Source organism: Nocardia sp. PE-7 (genome assembly GCF_030486425.1).
Lineage (GTDB): Bacteria > Actinomycetota > Actinomycetes > Mycobacteriales > Mycobacteriaceae > Nocardia > Nocardia salmonicida_A.
Genome location: NZ_CP129614.1, coordinates 2,732,446 through 2,747,995 on the forward strand (window position 1 = coordinate 2,732,446; position 15,550 = coordinate 2,747,995).

Sequence of the window (15,550 nt, forward strand, 5' to 3'; positions counted from 1 at the left end):
GCGCACCGCCGTGGGCGTTCGCCGGACGATCGATGTCGACGCGCTCGCCGAGGAGGTCGAGGCGGGGCAGCGCTCGGCGCTGGCCCGGGCGATCACCCTGGTCGAATCCACCCGCTCCGACCACCGCGAACTCGCGCAGCAGCTGCTGCTGCGGGTAGCGGCGGAACCGGGCAGCGTCGTCTCGAACCGGGTCGGCATCACCGGTGTTCCCGGCGTCGGCAAGTCCACGTTCATCGACGCGCTCGGTATGTACTTGCTGGACAAGGGACATCGCGTCGCCGTCCTCGCGGTCGACCCGTCCTCGACCCGCACCGGCGGTTCGATCCTCGGTGACAAGACCCGCATGGCCCGGCTGTCTCTGGAAGCCGACGCGTTCATTCGGCCGTCCCCGACCGCGGGTACCCTCGGCGGCGTCGCCAAGGCGACGCGCGAAACGATCGTTCTGCTGGAAGCCGCCGGATACGACGTGATCCTCGTGGAGACCGTCGGCGTCGGCCAGTCCGAGGTGACCGTCGCCAATATGGTCGATGTGTTCTGCTTCCTCACCCTGGCTCGCACCGGAGATCAGTTGCAGGGCATCAAGAAGGGCGTGCTGGAACTGGCCGAACTCGTCGCGGTCAACAAGGCCGACGGCAAGCACGAGATCGAGGCCAAAGGCGCGGCTCGGGAACTGGCGGGGGCGCTGCGCCTGATCCACCCGCACGATGCCCTGTGGAAGCCGCCGGTGCTCACCATGAGCGGCCTGGAAGGCGTTGGCCTGGACAAGTTCTGGGGCACCGTCCTCGATCACCGGCGGGTACTCACCGACGCGGGCGAATTCGCCGAGAAACGCCGCCGCCAGCAGGTCGACTGGACCTGGACCATGGTCCACGACCAGATCCTGCGTCGCCTCGCCGACAATCCGAACGTCAAAGATGTTCGCGCGCAGGTGGAATCGGCTGTCCGCGACGGAACGCTCACCCCTGCCCTCGCCGCCGAACAGATCCTCACGGCCTTCGACCGGAATTGAGACACCCACAACGGTGCCCATCGGTTGCTGTTAGCGGAGTCTTCGAGTCACATCCGAGGTGATCGCCGGGAATCTATGGCCTTCACGTGGGATTTTGTGGATGATAGCCCGATTCTGACTGCTTTGCCAGCTGTTGTCTGCGCTGATTTTCAAGGATCCTCGGAAGTGGACGTCGAGATCTGGCGGCCGAGGAGGCAGTGATGACGATCTTCCGCACGAACCAGATGATGAGCAGTGACAGGACGCCCGAGCGGGCGATTCTCGGGGGCGACGGTCGTTGGCGGCTCACCTGGCTGCCCGAGCTCGGCCTGACGTCCGATCAGGCGATGTCAGGATTGCGGCTCGACGAGATCCTCAGTGACCCAGCCCTGGTCTATGACCGGATGGCGCTGGCGGAGGCCACCACCTGCGCCGACCGCATCGGCATCATTCTCGAGCTCGCGATGGTGCGACTGTGGAAGCGGATGATCACCACCATCGCGCTCTGTGGCTTCGTCGCGACCGGATGGGGCCGACTCGCCTGACCGGGTCGGACTCTCACAACCAGCGGATACGCCGGAAGGCGACGATCAGGGCGGTGCAGATGGCGAGCATGACGATCATCGTGGCGGGGTAGCCCCAGGTTTGTCTGAGCTCGGGCATGTGATCGAAGTTCATGCCGTAGATGCCGGCGATCATGGTCGGCACGGCCAGGATGGCGATGTAGGCGGAGATCTTGCGCATATCGGTGTTCTGCTGGACGGCGATCTTGGCCACGGCGGCCCCGACGAGGGTGGTGAGGGTTTCGTCGAGGTCGTTGATGCGTTCGGCGACCCCGCTGTGGTGGTCGGCCACATTGCGCAGGTAGCGCCGCACCTCCTTGGGTAGGGGAGTGTGCGGCGCGGTGAGGGTTTGCAGCGGGCTCGCCAGCGGGCGCACGGCGCGCCGCAGCTCGACGATTTCTCGTTTGAGCTGGTAGATCGCCTCGATAGGGAGCTTGCTGCGTGGGCTGAACAGCTCCTCTTCCATCGACTCGACGTCGAACTCGACCGCCTGGGTGACATCGGTGTAGGAGTCGACGACGTGGTCGGCGATCGCGTGCAGCACGACGCCGGGGCCGAGCGCGAGGCGGTCGGGTTCGGTCTCGAGCCTGCGCCGGACCGCGGTGAGTTCGTTGTGTTCGCCGTGGCGGACCGCGACGACGAAATCGGCGCCGAGAAAGACCATGATCTCGCCGGTCTGCACGATCTCGCTGACGATGTGCATATCGTGCTCGACATAGGCGACGGTCCGCATCACGGTGACCATGGTGTCGTCGTAGCGTTCGAACTTCGGGCGCTGCCTGCCGGTGACAGCGTCCTCGACGGCGAGTTCGTGCAGGCCGAATGTCTCGGCGACCTCGCCCATCTGCCGCAGGTCCGGTTCGAACAGCCCGATCCATACGAAACCGGTTCCGCGCTCGCGGATTTCGGCCAGGGCGGACTCCGGGGTGAAGCGGCCGGGCAGGCGTTTGCCGTCGACGTAGGCGGCGCAGTCGACGATGGCGCGCGCTGTCGGGACCGAAGGTTTGCGGACGGCTTGCACCCGGCGTCTACCGCGCGACAGCAGCGGAGAACCCGCGACCACGGATCCGATGCTGCGCCGGGGCGCGAGGCGAGCCGATGAGATGTGAGGGTCGTCGACCATCGTTTCGCCTCGCTCTCTTCGATCGTTGCGCAGCATCCCACGTCGGCCGATACGGACGCAACCGAACCGAGGGGTTGCGCAGACCGCCGCAAATGTGAATACTTAGGTATGTGCCTAAGTATTCCAGCGACGAACCGGACGGAGGGCTCGACAGTGTCTTTCGGGCATTGGCCGATCCGACTCGTCGCGCGATCGTCGAACGGTTGGCGCGTGGGCCCGCATCGGTGTCGGATCTCGCCGCACCGTTCGAGGTCGCGCTCCCGACGATCGTGCAGCACCTGAAAGCGCTGGAAGCGGGTCGGCTCGTCAGCTCGGCGAAGATCGGGCGCGTGCGCACCTACCAACTGGTGCCGGACGCGTTCGGGACCGCGATGGACTGGCTGCACCGCCAACGCCCACCGGCGCAGCGGCAGGTGGACCGGCTCACGGCACTGCTCGTGGAATCGACCGAAACCTCAGAAGGAGAACAGCAATGACCGACACGGTGACCCGCTCCATCAACCACGCCCAGTTCACCATCGAACGTGAGGTGCCCGTCGCGCCCGCCGTCGTCTTCCAGGCCTTCGCCGATCCCGCCGTCAAGGCGAAGTGGTTCGGCGGCGAGGAAGGTTGGGAACAGGGCGAGGTCTCGGTCGACTTCGCGGTAGGCGGCCGCGAGATCAACGAAGGCACCTTCCATGACGTGACTTCCCGCTTCGTCGCCACCTACACCGACATCGTCGACAACGAACGCCTCGTCTACACCTACGACATGTGGCTGAACGGCTCCCATATCTCCACGTCGGTAGCCACCTGGGAATTCGAACCCACCACCACCGGCACCAAGCTGACTCTCGTCGAATTCGGCGCCCACCTGGACGGATTCGACACCGGCGCCCTGCGTGAGGAGGGCACCCGCGGTCTCGTCGACGCCCTGGTGAACTATCTCCTCGCCCAGGCCTGAGCGGTCCGCGCGGTGGTCAGCGCACCATGACAACGCGCGAATGCCTGCCCGTCGCGCCGTCGGGGAACGGGGTGGCTCTGGCGTCGGTCTGCACCTCGCCGGTGGCATCGATCGCGCGTACGCGAAGCGAGTGGGTGCCCGGCGAGGCCTCCCAGGTCCAGGTCCACTGGCGCCAGGTATCGAGGGAGTAGGCCGTGGCGAGTGTGGTGGGCTGCCACGGGCCGTCGTCGACCTGGATCTCCACGGCGCTGATCCCGCGGCCCTGGGCCCAGGCGACGCCCGCCACGGTCACGGCTCCGGCGTCGAGGTGGGCGAACGCCGCCGGGACATCGATGCGGGACGCGGTCTTGACCGGCGCCCGCGGCGCCCAGTCGCGTTGGGTCCAGTACGCCTGAGCGCGGTCGAATCGGGTGAGTTCCAGGTCGACAACCCATTTGGTGGCCGAGACGTAGCCGTAGAGGCCGGGCACGATCATGCGGGCTGGGTAGCCATGGGCGACGGGCAGCGCTTCGCCGTTCATCGCGACGGCGAGCAAAGCATCGGGGTTGCCGAGCACGGCGGCCAGCGGCGTTCCCGCGGTGAATCCGTCGATGCTGCGCGAGAGGATCATGTCGGCGTCGGCGGAAGGGCCGGCCTCGGCCAGCAGATCGGACAGCCGATATCCGGTCCACAGCGCGGTGCCTGCGAGATCGCCACCGACCTCGTTGGAGACGCAGGTGAGCGTGATGAGCGACTCGACGGCGCGCCTGGCACTCAATTCGTCGAAGTCGAGACGTATTTCGCGGTCCACCATCCCATGGATGCGTAGCCGCCATTGCGAGCGGGTCAACGACGGGAGCTGTAGCGCGGTGTCGACACGGTAGAAATTCGTTGCGGGGGTGATGAATCGAGTCAGTCCGGGAATCGCCTGGTCCATCTCGGCGGTGACCGGCCGGGCCGACTCCGCGACCCGGGGCAGGACGAAAGCCGCCCGGTCGGCGGTGATGTCGCGTAGTCGGGTACCGATGACCCGGCCCGCCGCACCCGCCGCGGCCGCGCCCGCGGCCACCGCCGTCAGGGCGAGCAGGAAGCCGCGTCGTGTCGGCCCCGCCCGCTGGGCGCTCTCGGACGGCGCGAGGAACAACGCGCACAGCGCCGCGATCCCCGCCACCGCCCCGACCAACGCAGGAACGGCGAAAAGCGGTGTGGCAGTAGGGCGGAGCAGTGCCAGTCCCGCCACGACCACACCGAGAGCGCCCAGCAGGCCCGCCGCCGAGGCAAGGCTGCGGCGGGCCACCAGACCGATCATCGCGGCAGCCACCGCCATCACCAGGCCCATCGTGATGGCCAGGGCCAGCTTGTCGTTGGCACCGAACCAGCGGATGGCGCTGTCTTTCAACCACTTCGGTGTGTGATCGACCACCGTGGCGCCGAGAACGAAGAAGGGAGATGAGGCCGGATCGACGAACACGGCGACGAGGTGTCCGACCCCGAGGACGAGGGCCGCGGCGGCCGCAGCCGCGGCCGCCGCAGCGAGACGGCCCGGATGACGATGGGTGAAACCTAGTCGGCGAACCATGCTGTCACTCCTGGTGTTTCGAGTGTCGGCACGGCCCGCCGCAGCGGGTCAGCCGACGATCATGCTGACGATCGGGGTGGTGGTCGGCCCAGGCGAACCACCGGCGGGCTCGATGGTGACCGCGAGGGTGTCGGCGAGGTCGACAGTGGTGACGACCGAAGTCGGACCGTCCATCACCGCCACCGATTGCGGTGGGTCGCTCTCGCCGGTCAGCCGCCACAGTTGGTAGCTGCGATCGGCGGGCAGCGCGGGCATGTCGTCGAAGGACACCGCGGCGGCGCCGAGGGCTTTCGACTGGTACACCGTCATCGCGCCGCCGCCGGCGACAGCGACCGAGGACTCCGAGCTGTCGGGCTGGTCGATCACCTGCTGGGCGGTGACGGCTCCCGTGCTGTCGTCCGCGCGCTCCATCACCACCGCGATGCCGACGCCGGCGCCGACCGCCACGATCGCCGCGGCGGCGACAGTCAACCATCGCAGCTGCCACCGCTTGCCGAGCGTGCGGTGCCGTGCGAGCGGATGTATCTGTGGGTCGTGGCGGTCCAGCGCCCGCATCAGCGCGGATTCGAGTCGCGCGGGTGGGGGAACCGAGTCGAACACGGTCAGCTCCGCCATCGTTTCCTGGATGCGCCGTACGAGGGTATGGAATTCGGCCGCCCGGTCGGGTCCGGCGGCCTCCAGCCACTCGTCGAGCGCCTGTCGCTGCTCGGGATCCAACGCGTCGATGGCATACGGGTAGGCCTCGTCGATCCACGACCAGGGCGTTCGCCGATCGGTCTCGCTCATCGGGAACCTCCTCCGGTCAAACAATTCTCGAGCCTTTTCAAGCCGTCCTTGATCCGGCTCTTCACTGTCGGCAACGGCACCGCCAGGGTCTCGGAGACCTCGACGTAGGTGCGCCCGCCGTAATAGGCCAGCGCCACCGCTTCGCGTTGGAGGTCGGTCATGGTCTCGAGACAGTCCAGCACCGACTGCTCGTCGAGTCGCTGGGTGACCTCCTCGGCCACTATGTCGTGGTCGCAGCCGAGGTGGGCGTGACCGAACACGATGTCGCGACGGGTGGCCGACTGCTCGGCCCGTACCCGGTCGACCGCGCGCCGGTGGGTCAGCATCATCAACCAGCCGATCGGGCTGGCCTTGGCCGCGTCGTACTGCCCGGCCAGCGACCAGACCTGGAGGAACACCTCCTGGGCGATGTCCTCGGCGGCGCCGTGGTTGCGCACCACGCGCAGCGCGAGCCCGAACACCCTCGGGCTGGTGGCCCGATAGAACTCGGCGAACGCCGACCGATCACCCGCCGCGACATCGTCGAGCAAGGTGACCAGCCGCGCTTGCACGGCATAGTCGCGCTGGGCGCCCGCCGGGCAGGCCGGAGCGGGCTCGGTCACCGATCGCAGGCGGATCGGTGAGGAGCCCGACCGGGCCGTCATCGTGTAGTCCCTGCTTGAATCAGCATGAGAGGGATTTCGGCCTGCCTTCGGGTTCGGATGGGCGTCGCCGAGATATTTCTGCAGTGACGCTGGACTGAGCGCCGGCGCGACCATCGTCGACATCATGCCGCAGGCGGCATGAGCACACTGTCGATCATGTACACGGTGGCGTTGGCGGTGCGGACGCCGCCGCAGATGACGTTCGCGTCGGCGACCTTGATCGTGTTCCCCGAGCCGCTGACCGTGACGTCGGCGCCCTGGACCGTCTTGTGCGTGCCCGCGATGTTCTGCGGCGCGATCTGGCCCGGCACGACGTGGTAGGTGAGGATCGAGGTGAGCGTGGCCGAATCGGTCTTCAACGACTCGATCGTGGCCGGATCGATCTTCGCGAACGCCGAGTCGACGGGCGCGAAAACGGTGAACTGGCCACCGTTGAGCGTATCCACCAGGTTGACCTCGGGATTGAGCTTGCCCGAGACCGCTGAAACCAGGGTGGTGAGCATCGGGTTGTTGGACGCGGCGACGGCGACCGGTTCCTGGGCCATCCCGCTGACCGAGCCGGGTCCACTGGGAACCTGGGCGGCGTATGCCGCGCACCCGGGCCCGACCAGGTCCGAGGCTGCGGACGCACCGGTGGTCGTGGCCGGTGCCGAGGTCATCGGCGCGGACGAGGACGAGGCGGCGGTGGTGCTCGAGCTGTCGTCGGAACAGGCCGCGAGGCCGAGCGCCGAGCCGAGGAGCATCGCCGCAACGAGAGTTCTTGGCAGAGATCGCATGGTGTTTCCGTCACTTCCGTCGAGGCGGCGAAGTGCCGCACAGGTTCTGGACGCAACGGAGTTCGGCAGGCTCGGTGACTCGGATTGGTCGTGAGCGACACCGATTTCCCCGACATCGCGCTAGCTGCCGACACAGTCGATGATCGGCGCGGGATAGTCTGCCGCATCGACGTTTTCGCGCCACGGACGGTGAATGCTCGCGCCGGGCAGATGGGCCAACTCGGGCAGCCAGCGGCGCACGTAGACGCCGTCGGGGTCGTAGCGGTCGGCTTGGCGCAGGGGGTTGAGTACCCGGTTGGGCCTGGTGTCGGTCCCGGTGCCCGCGACCCACTGCCAGTTGAGCTGGTTGTTCGCGAGGTCGCCGTCGACGAGCCAGTGCAGGAAATGTGCCGCGCCGACCCGCCAGTCCTGGTGCAGCGACTTGGCGAGGAAGCTGGCCGCGATCAACCGCGCTCGCCCCGGCATCCAGCCCTCGGCGCGCAGTTGGCGCATGCCCGCGTCGACGATCGGATAGCCGGTTCGCCCGTCTCGCCAAGCGGCGACGGACTTTTCGTCGTCGGGGCCCGCGCTCACGCGGGTGCGGTAGTCCGACCAGGCGGCATCGGGGCGGGCCGCGAGGACCTGGTGGTGGAAGTCGCGCCAGGCCAGCTGTCGGACGAAGGCGAGCCCGCCTTCGTCCGACGCGTCGACCCGGCTCACCACCTCGGTGGGCGAGACACATCCGAAATGGATATAGGGCGACAAACGGGAGGTGGCATCCGCGGCGAGAAAGTCGTTGTCGCGGGCATAGTCGGCGATCGGGCCGTCGAGCCAATCCTGCAGCACGGCACGCCCGGCGGACTCCCCGCCGACCTGCAACTGCGGCGACGGCTCGCCCGAGCTCAGCGTCTGTGCCTCCGGCAGCGCCTCGCTCCGGATCGTCGGGACCGCCAATGAACGCGGCGCCGCCAGTGGGGTGCGGTGACGGGCCGTGCTCCAGCGCCGGAAGTACGGGGTGAAAACGGCGAAATGATCGCGACCCGTCGACGGGACCAGCTCGGCGGAAGTGGCTGTGATGGAACCGGAATGGCACACCACGGTGACGTCGGGGATCCGGCGCAGCGCTTTTTCCCGCTTGCTGCTGTAGCCGCTGACGTCCTCGGCAAGGTGCACGCTCGCGGCGCCGGTCTCCTTCGCCACCCGCGCGACCTCGTCGACCACCGCGCCGCGGCGCACGACCAGCGTGCCGCCGAGCGCGCGCAGTTCCTTGTCGAGTTCGGCCAGTGCGGCGGCGAGGAAGTGCGCGCGATTGGGCGGGCAGCGATCGGGCACCAGCGCCTCGTCGACGACGAACAGCGGCACCACCTCGTCGGCATCGCGCGCGGCCGCGGTGAGCACCGGGTTGTCGTGCACGCGCAGGTCGCGAGTGAACAGGGCGATGGCGACGCTCATCGTGCGCAGAGGGGCGCCACGCCCTCACGTCCGCCGGTCGTGGGCGAGGTGAGATAGATGCACGGGTCCTGACCGGCGATCCTGATCGCCTCGTCGATCTGCTGCCAGGTGGCGTCGTCGAGTGCCGGAGTGCGGGACAGGACGAAACCGGACAGCCTGCTCGGCGAGGTGACCAGAGCCCACGAGTAGTCCGGGCCGAGCGCGGTCACGATGTAGTTGGTGTCTCCCTGGCGCCCGTCCTGGCCGGGGACGCCCGGAAAGCTCACGTGCAGTTGCGCGTTGGTGACCGGGTCGTTCACCGTCGCGGTGCCACGGATCTCGTCGACGCCGCCGGTCCAGGTGCGACAGCGGTTGAACACGCCGACGTCGCCGGCCGGGTCGAGGGTGTAGGTCGCGGTGGTATCGCGCGCGCAATTGAGGTTGAACGGCTGGGGCACTGCCGCGAGCTGACGCCATTCGCCGAGGTAGCGGTCGAGCTCGAGACTGGGCACCGGCGCGGGTGGTTCGGCGGCCGCGGTGGCGGTGCCCGCGACGGAGAGGCCGACGGCGATCAGCAGGGTGGTGGTCCACGGGCCGAGACGGGTACGCACAGGAACTCCTCGCGATAGGTGGTGTTCACACCATGCTAGCAGCAAACGATGCACTAACGATGCATTGTGTGGTCGGTTCGGTGGGAGGTCGATTCGGCGGGCAGCGTACGCCGCCGACGCGCGGAGGACGGGCCGTGACGCGCCGGTCAAGGCATTACGGGCAGAATGAAACGATGTCCGCCGGTTTTGCTCCCGAATCCGCCGCGGCCGGATTCACGGTGCGCGCGGTGGCCGATCGTCTCGGCATCCCGACCGCGACCCTGCGGAGCTGGAACCGCCGCTACGGCATCGGCCCTGCCCAGGACCGGCCCGGCCGCCATCGCCTCTACTCCGACACCGATATCGCCGTGCTCGAGCACATGCTCGAGCTCATCGGCGGCGGCGCGAGTCCGGCCGGGGCCGCGGCGGCGGCTCGCGGGCCTGCGCCGGTGCTCGGTGACCGCACCGCCCTGCTCGACGCGGCGTTCGCGCTGGATACCACCACCGTCTGCGCGCATCTGGACGCGCACGTGCGGGCGCACGGCGTGGTCCAGACCTGGGAGACCGTGTGCCGCCCCGCGTTCGCCGATGTCGTCGCGCGGCAGGGCGGTGGCGAGGGCTGCATCGACGTCGAGCACCTGCTGTCGTGGTCGATCGCGGCAGTCATGCAGCAGGTGAAACCGGCGCAGAGCAGCGCGCCCGTGCTGCTCGCGTGCACCAGCGGCGAAACGCATTCACTCCCGCTCGACGTGTTGCGTGCCGCCCTGGCGCAGGCCGGGGTCGGGGCCCGCATGCTGGGCGCCGACGTGCCGACCGTCGCGCTGTCCGACGCGCTCGCCAGGCATCCGCGCGGGGCCTCGGTGCTGCTGTGGTCGCAACGGGAGTCGACCGCGTTGACCTCGGCGGTGCTGGCGTGTGCGGGGGCGGGCGCGCGGGTGCTCGTCGGTGGGCCGGGGTGGGAGGTCGTGATGCTGCCCGAGACGGTCGAGCGGATCGGCGGACTCGCACTCGCGGTCGATGCCCTGCGCTGAACATCGCCGGATCGGCCACGTTCCGGCTCGGCGTCGACGGGCCAACGATGCTCAGTCGATGCGTTGGAGGCGGTACGGCTGGCCGGGGTCGTCTGACCCGCCGAACACTGTCGCTCGGCTGACGGCTGGCGCCGAACGCCGTCAGCTCGCGGTCCGCCCGAGGAGATGGCGCAGCGTCTCCTCCAAGCCCTCGGTACGGAAGCTGTGCCCGGCCTCCGTCAGCCGGGTCGGCGTCACCCGCTGATTGGCCTCGGCGAGTTCCCGCGCACCCTGTTTGCCGAGAAGGATGGCCGGACCGAAACTCGGGACCGGCAGCAGCGCGGGACGATGGAGCACCCGTGCCAGCACGCGGGTGTAGTCGCTGTTGCGAACCGCCTGCGGCGCAACAGCATTGACCGGTCCGTGCAGGGTGCGGTCCCAAAGCGCGCGATGGTAGATGTCGACGAGATCGTCGATTCCGATCCACGACAACCACTGTCGGCCGTCCCCGATCCGGCCACCGAGCCCGGCGCTGAACAACGGTCGAAGCAGCCGCAGGGTGCCGCCCTGCGGAGACTGCACGATGCCGGTGCGCACCCGCACGACACGGACTCCGCCCACCGCGGCGGGCTCGCAGGCGTCTTCCCACTGCTCGACCACATCGGCCAGAAACCCGTCACCGCGCTCGGACTGCTCGGTCAGGGTCTGTTCGCCGCGGTCGTATCCGTAGTAGCCGATGGCCGAAGCGCTGACGAAGGTGTCGACCCCCGAGGCGGCGGCGAGTTCGGCGAGCCGCCGGGTCGGCTCGATGCGGCTGTCGGCCACCGCGCGCCGGTGCGCGGCGGTGAACCGTCCCGCGATGGATGCCCCGGCCAGATGAACCACGGCGTCGACGTCGGCGAGCAGGTCGGCGGCGGGTGCGGCGGGGTCCCACTGTCGTTCGTCGGGATGACGCGCGTCATGGCGGACCAACCGCACCACGTGATGCCCGCCGGTGCTGAGGAAGGCGCTCAGCGCGGAGCCGACCAGTCCCGACGCGCCGGTCATCGCGATCGTCGACGGTTGCCAACCGGACTGGCTCGCACGCAGGTGGGCGGCCAGATCGTTGGTCAGCTGGCGGTAGCGGTAGTCGAACATCGGCCGCAGGACCGACTCCGGAATCGGGGTCTGCACCCGATCGATGACCCGGGTGTGCGCGTCGTCGATCTCGGCGAACTCGTGGACGTGTCGCCACGGCAGCAGGCGCGAGACCGGCAACGAGGCCAGCCCGTCCGCCGCGACAGCGTCGGCGAACCGTTCCGGCGGCAGATACTGCTCGGGGTCGTGTGCGGCGACCCAGCGCAGCCCGCCGGGCAGACCGAGCACCGCACGCCCGGTGGCCAGCGAATCGGCCTCGTCGAGCAGGGTGACCGGTTGCCACGGCGGAGCCAATCGCGCGAACGCACCGCGACGAGCGAACCAGGCGAAGACGTCGGCCCGGGGTGTTGCGACGATGCCAGAACACTCGATGCCCATGACTCGACTGTAGCCACGATCAGCGATCGGTGAAGCGATGACGCATCGAAACGCGGTATCAGCCGTGACCCATCGCACCCATGTCCATCTGCATCGGGGCTGGTTGCTGACCGGGGGCGAGGACCAGGAATTGACCCATCATGCCCTGGTCTTCGTGGTGGAGCAGGTGGCAGTGGTACATGTACGGATAGGTGGGATCGGTGTGGTCGGCGAAGTGCATGGCAAGGGTGTAGGTGGTGTCGGGGGCGGTGTAGACGGTGTCCTTCCAGCCGGAAAGTGCTGGGGGAGGGGGTGTTCCGTCGACGGCGAGGATCTGGAATTGGACGTCGTGGACGTGGAAGTTGTGCGGCCAGTTGTCCTTGTTGCGAACCGTCCAGACTTCGGTGCTGTCGACGGGGATGCTCATGTCGATACGGTTCATGTCCATGCGGCGGTTGTTGATCATGAACCATTGCAGGTCGAACGAGCGGCTCGGTGCGGTGGTCGCGGAGGCGAGGGCGCGCATCGGGATCAGCGTCGTGGGCAGCGCGGCGGAAGGTCGCAGCGATTCGGCGGCACGCAGTGTCAGGATGTCGAAGGTGTCGTCGAAGCCGAACTCGGTGGCGCGATCGATGCCCGCGCGCTCGCTGATCGGCAGGGACCGTAACGTGACGTTCTCACCCGCACCAACAGTGACCACCATTTCGACACGTTCACCGGGGCTGAGCTGAATCCGGTTCGCGGAAACAGGTTTCGGGAGCAGGCCGCCGTCGGTGGCGACGAGCTGGAACGTTCTGCCGTCGCCGAAGGAGAGGTTGTACAGCCGGCCCGAGGAGCCGTTCAGGATTCGCAACCGGACCCGGTCGGTGGTGACCGACAGATGGGCGTCGGCGACGCCGTTGGTGACGATCGTGTCGCCGAGCAGGCCGACATCGGTGGCGTCGGATTCGTCGAGCGCACCGTCGGCGGTGAACCGACGATCCTGGATCACCAACGGAATATCGTCGACGCCGTAGTCTTTCGGCAGTTCCAGTGCGTCCGCCGCATCGTCGTCGATCAGGAAGAAGCCGGAAAGCCCACGGTGGACATGCTTTTCGGTCGCGCCGTGTGGATGCGGGTGGTACCAGAGCGTCGCGGCCTGCTGCTGCACCGTCCACGTCGGCGACCACATCGCGCCCGGCCCGATCATCTGGTGGGGGCCACCGTCGAACTTCGCGGGCAGGTGCATGCCGTGCCAGTGCACCGAGGTGGGCTCGGGCAGATCGTTGGTGATGGTGAAGGCGACCTGCTCGCCGCGTCGAGCGCGCACCGTCGGCCCGAGAACCGACCCGCTGTAGCCCCAGGTGGGGGTGTGCTTACCTTGGATCATCTCGGTTGTGCCCGGCTGTGCCCGCAGGGTGAACCGGCGGACGCCGTCCGCTCCGACGGTCGCGGCGGCCAGTGGTGGGATGGGCAGCGGGCGGGTCGAGCCAGTGCCCGGACCGGGTGTCGACGGGCGGATCGAACACCCGGCCGCGTACACCACCGGTGTGAGAGCCAGCCCGGTGAGAAATCCTCGTCGCGAGACCACATGTGCTCCTTCTGTGCGGGAACCTCCAGCTTGGTGCGATGACGATGGCGGCGACTCCGCCGAACAGCCGGATCGGGCCCACCGGATTCCGCCCGCCCGGCCCTTGCGGACATGCCGGTCGCGTGGTAGCCGCTCCCTCCGGCGCGGACGCGCCGACCGCCTGCTGGTGCGGTCCGAACCGCTCGGTCGCCTACCGTGGGGGCGTGATCGACATCCGTGCCCGCCGCGACCTGCGCGGACTGCTGCGGTGGCTGCCGCTGGCGCTGATCCCGGTGGTGCTGCTGGCCAGCACCTACCCGGACCAGTACCGCGTGCCCGCGCGCTACTGGCTGCTGGCGATGACGGCGGCCGTGGTGTTCGCGGCCGGATCGCGATGGCCGCTCGCGGTCTCGCTGGTGCTGTCGGCGTTGGCCGTACCGATGCTGCGCACGGAGGCCTGGGGCGTTTCCGGCCTGGTGCCCTATCTCGGCGCGGTGGCCCTGGTCGATGTGGTGGCGCGCACGCACCGGTGGTCGATCGTGGCGGTGGCGACCGCGGGATGGGCAGCCGCCGTGACGCTCGGGCGGGTCGGTCTGCACGACAACTCGATCGGGCGCGCGTCCACCCTCGTGGAGGCCGCGGCGTATGTGGGACTGCCGTTGCTGCTCGGGCTGTACCTGCGCGGACAGCGCGACCTGGCGCGGACTTTGCGACTGCGCGCGGTCGAGGCGCAAGCGCGCACCCGTCTCGACGAGCGCGCCGCACTGGCCAGGGAACTGCACGACGTGGTCGCCCACCACATGGCATCGATCATCCTGCGGATCTCGGTGGCCGGACATGTTGTGCGAGAAGCCGATCCGCGCATCGTCGCGGTCCTCGACGACGTGCGTGGCACCGCGGCCGACGCGCTCGCCGACATCCGCAGGCTGCTCGCTGCCCTGCGTGATCCGGCTCTGGGCACCGTCGCCCTGGTCGACACCGACGCGGTCTCGACCGAAATCGACGCCGCGCTCACCCGGGCTCGTGCCGCCGGGTTCGCCGTGGAGGCCGAGGTCGATGCCGACCTCGGCGGGCTCGACGCGATCAGCAGGCTCACCCTGCTGCGGCTGGTACAGGAATCACTGACCAACGTGATGAAGCACGGCGATCACGGTGTGCCGGTGCGATTCCGGGTCGGCAGACACGATGACGGGATCACCATCGAGGTCGTCAGCGGCGCTCGTGAAGCGACTGCCGTCGCGGGACACGGCATCGTCGGGATGCGCGAGCGCGCCGAACTCGCCGGTGGCACCCTCACGGTCGGCACGGGCGCCGACGACGACAGGTGGACGGTGCGCGCCTGGCTGCCCGACAGCACGAGGGGAGTGGGGGCGTCGTGATCACGGTCTTGTTGGTGGACGATCAGCGGCTCGTCCGCGCGGGCCTGCGGATGCTCATCGAGGACACCACCGATCTCGTTGTCGTCGGGGAGGCGGCCGACGGTGTCGAAGCGGTGCGGCTGTACGCCGAGCTGACCCCCGACCTGGTCGTCATGGATCTGCGCATGCCGGGACTGGACGGTGTCGCGGCGACCCGGCAGATCCTCGCCTCGACACCGCGCGCGAAAGTGCTCGTGCTCACCACCTTCGACGACGACGAACACCTGTTTCCTGCGCTATCGGCCGGGGCCGCGGGCTATTTCGTCAAAGACACCGAGCCCGCTGTGCTGCTCGACGCGATCCGGCGCACGGTGGACGGTGATCTGCTGTTCTCGCCGGCGCTGCTGCGTCGACTGGTCGGGCGGGCTCTTGCAGCGCAATCGGTCCCTGAAACGCCGTCCCCGCCTGCCGATCTGACGCCGCGTGAACTCGATGTTCTGCGCCTGGTCGGCGCCGGACACGGCAATCAAGCGATCGCCGACGAGCTCCATCTCGGCGTGAGCACTGTGAAGAGCCACATCGCCAACCTGCTCGACAAAACGGGTACCGACAACCGGATTCGGCTCGCTGTCTACGCGTCCAAGATCACCGGGTGATCACTCGGGTCGCGTTGTGACAGTGACCAATCACAGCGGGCTGTTGGTGACGAAATGGTATGAGGACGGTAACGGCGATGTGATCTAGCCCGATACTGTGAT

The 15,550-nt window shown here is 68.5% G+C and carries 16 protein-coding genes; 7 read left to right on the forward strand and 9 right to left on the reverse strand.

Annotated features, from left to right (window positions below):
• Window positions 1-10: 10 nt before the first annotated feature.
• Window positions 11-1,009: a methylmalonyl Co-A mutase-associated GTPase MeaB gene (meaB, locus tag QX204_RS12745; RefSeq protein WP_301907984.1), complete on the forward strand. Its 999-nt coding sequence runs from the start codon at window positions 11-13 to the stop codon at window positions 1,007-1,009.
• A 200-nt stretch (window positions 1,010-1,209) separates the two neighbouring features.
• Window positions 1,210-1,533 (forward strand): hypothetical protein, encoded by a 324-nt coding sequence (locus QX204_RS12750; RefSeq protein WP_301906930.1) that lies wholly within the window; start codon window positions 1,210-1,212, stop codon window positions 1,531-1,533.
• A gap of 13 nt (window positions 1,534-1,546) precedes the next feature.
• Here the strand turns inward: QX204_RS12750 and QX204_RS12755 are convergent, their stop codons facing one another.
• Complete coding sequence (locus QX204_RS12755) at window positions 1,547-2,674, reverse strand: magnesium and cobalt transport protein CorA (protein WP_301906932.1); 1,128 nt, start codon at window positions 2,672-2,674, stop codon at window positions 1,547-1,549.
• A 110-nt stretch (window positions 2,675-2,784) separates the two neighbouring features.
• Here QX204_RS12755 and QX204_RS12760 point away from each other — a divergent pair, with 110 nt between their 5' ends.
• Together QX204_RS12760 and QX204_RS12765 are read left to right on the forward strand one after the other, a co-directional pair.
• The gene (locus QX204_RS12760) at window positions 2,785-3,150 is read left to right on the forward strand and encodes an ArsR/SmtB family transcription factor (RefSeq protein ID WP_301906933.1); all 366 of its coding nucleotides are present in this window, start codon (window positions 2,785-2,787) and stop codon (window positions 3,148-3,150) included.
• Window positions 3,147-3,617 carry an SRPBCC domain-containing protein gene (locus QX204_RS12765; RefSeq protein WP_301906934.1) on the forward strand — a complete coding sequence of 157 codons (471 nt, stop codon included), beginning with the start codon at window positions 3,147-3,149 and terminating at the stop codon, window positions 3,615-3,617. The genes QX204_RS12760 and QX204_RS12765 overlap by 4 nt, the downstream gene beginning before the upstream one ends.
• 16 nt (window positions 3,618-3,633) lie before the next feature.
• Here the strand turns inward: QX204_RS12765 and QX204_RS12770 are convergent, their stop codons facing one another.
• The 6 genes from QX204_RS12770 to QX204_RS12795 form a co-directional block, all read right to left on the reverse strand.
• The gene (locus QX204_RS12770; protein WP_301906935.1) at window positions 3,634-5,175 is read right to left on the reverse strand and encodes a molybdopterin-dependent oxidoreductase; all 1,542 of its coding nucleotides are present in this window, start codon (window positions 5,173-5,175) and stop codon (window positions 3,634-3,636) included.
• Between the two features lie 48 nt (window positions 5,176-5,223).
• Complete coding sequence (locus QX204_RS12775) at window positions 5,224-5,961, reverse strand: anti-sigma factor (protein WP_301906936.1); 738 nt, start codon at window positions 5,959-5,961, stop codon at window positions 5,224-5,226.
• The gene (gene sigK, locus QX204_RS12780; protein ID WP_301906937.1) at window positions 5,958-6,605 is read right to left on the reverse strand and encodes an ECF RNA polymerase sigma factor SigK; all 648 of its coding nucleotides are present in this window, start codon (window positions 6,603-6,605) and stop codon (window positions 5,958-5,960) included. Before sigK ends, QX204_RS12775 begins: the two co-directional genes overlap by 4 nt.
• A 122-nt stretch (window positions 6,606-6,727) precedes the next feature.
• Window positions 6,728-7,381 (reverse strand): fasciclin domain-containing protein, encoded by a 654-nt coding sequence (locus tag QX204_RS12785; protein ID WP_301906938.1) that lies wholly within the window; start codon window positions 7,379-7,381, stop codon window positions 6,728-6,730.
• A 120-nt stretch (window positions 7,382-7,501) separates the two neighbouring features.
• A complete protein-coding gene (locus tag QX204_RS12790; protein ID WP_301906939.1) occupies window positions 7,502-8,812 on the reverse strand; it encodes a cryptochrome/photolyase family protein in 1,311 nt (436 codons plus the stop codon).
• On the reverse strand, window positions 8,809-9,369 hold the full coding sequence (locus tag QX204_RS12795; protein WP_301907985.1) for a lipocalin family protein: 561 nt from the start codon (window positions 9,367-9,369) through the stop codon (window positions 8,809-8,811). Before QX204_RS12795 ends, QX204_RS12790 begins: the two co-directional genes overlap by 4 nt.
• 206 nt (window positions 9,370-9,575) lie before the next feature.
• On the opposite strand from QX204_RS12795, the gene QX204_RS12800 reads away from it, so the two are divergent.
• Window positions 9,576-10,412, forward strand: a complete 837-nt coding sequence (locus QX204_RS12800; protein WP_301906940.1) for a MerR family transcriptional regulator — start codon at window positions 9,576-9,578, stop codon at window positions 10,410-10,412.
• Between the two features lie 141 nt (window positions 10,413-10,553).
• Here QX204_RS12800 and QX204_RS12805 read toward each other — a convergent pair whose 3' ends face one another.
• Both QX204_RS12805 and QX204_RS12810 read right to left on the reverse strand, forming a co-directional pair.
• Window positions 10,554-11,906 carry a TIGR01777 family oxidoreductase gene (locus QX204_RS12805; RefSeq protein ID WP_301906942.1) on the reverse strand — a complete coding sequence of 451 codons (1,353 nt, stop codon included), beginning with the start codon at window positions 11,904-11,906 and terminating at the stop codon, window positions 10,554-10,556.
• 58 nt (window positions 11,907-11,964) lie between these two features.
• Entirely contained in the window at window positions 11,965-13,455 is a 1,491-nt protein-coding gene (locus QX204_RS12810) for a multicopper oxidase family protein (RefSeq protein WP_301906943.1), read from the reverse strand.
• Between the two features lie 203 nt (window positions 13,456-13,658).
• Here QX204_RS12810 and QX204_RS12815 point away from each other — a divergent pair, with 203 nt between their 5' ends.
• Both QX204_RS12815 and QX204_RS12820 read left to right on the forward strand, forming a co-directional pair.
• Entirely contained in the window at window positions 13,659-14,813 is a 1,155-nt protein-coding gene (locus QX204_RS12815) for a sensor histidine kinase (protein ID WP_301906944.1), read from the forward strand.
• A complete protein-coding gene (locus QX204_RS12820) occupies window positions 14,810-15,448 on the forward strand; it encodes a response regulator (RefSeq protein ID WP_301906945.1) in 639 nt (212 codons plus the stop codon). The genes QX204_RS12815 and QX204_RS12820 overlap by 4 nt, the downstream gene beginning before the upstream one ends.
• The last annotated feature ends 102 nt before the right edge of the window (window positions 15,449-15,550 follow it).

Bases quoted from the DNA above. Each gene is read 5' to 3' on its own strand.
- QX204_RS12770 (WP_301906935.1), bottom strand. From the start codon at position 5,175: ATGGTTCGCCGACTAGGTTTCACCCATCGTCATCCGGGCCGTCTCGCT.
- QX204_RS12800 (WP_301906940.1), top strand. From the start codon at position 9,576: ATGTCCGCCGGTTTTGCTCCCGAATCCGCCGCGGCCGGATTCACGGTG.
- QX204_RS12750 (WP_301906930.1), top strand. From the start codon at position 1,210: ATGACGATCTTCCGCACGAACCAGATGATGAGCAGTGACAGGACGCCC.
- sigK (WP_301906937.1), bottom strand. From the start codon at position 6,605: ATGACGGCCCGGTCGGGCTCCTCACCGATCCGCCTGCGATCGGTGACC.
- QX204_RS12765 (WP_301906934.1), top strand. From the start codon at position 3,147: ATGACCGACACGGTGACCCGCTCCATCAACCACGCCCAGTTCACCATC.
- QX204_RS12775 (WP_301906936.1), bottom strand. From the start codon at position 5,961: ATGAGCGAGACCGATCGGCGAACGCCCTGGTCGTGGATCGACGAGGCC.
- QX204_RS12755 (WP_301906932.1), bottom strand. From the start codon at position 2,674: ATGGTCGACGACCCTCACATCTCATCGGCTCGCCTCGCGCCCCGGCGC.
- QX204_RS12790 (WP_301906939.1), bottom strand. From the start codon at position 8,812: ATGAGCGTCGCCATCGCCCTGTTCACTCGCGACCTGCGCGTGCACGAC.
- QX204_RS12785 (WP_301906938.1), bottom strand. From the start codon at position 7,381: ATGCGATCTCTGCCAAGAACTCTCGTTGCGGCGATGCTCCTCGGCTCG.
- QX204_RS12805 (WP_301906942.1), bottom strand. From the start codon at position 11,906: ATGGGCATCGAGTGTTCTGGCATCGTCGCAACACCCCGGGCCGACGTC.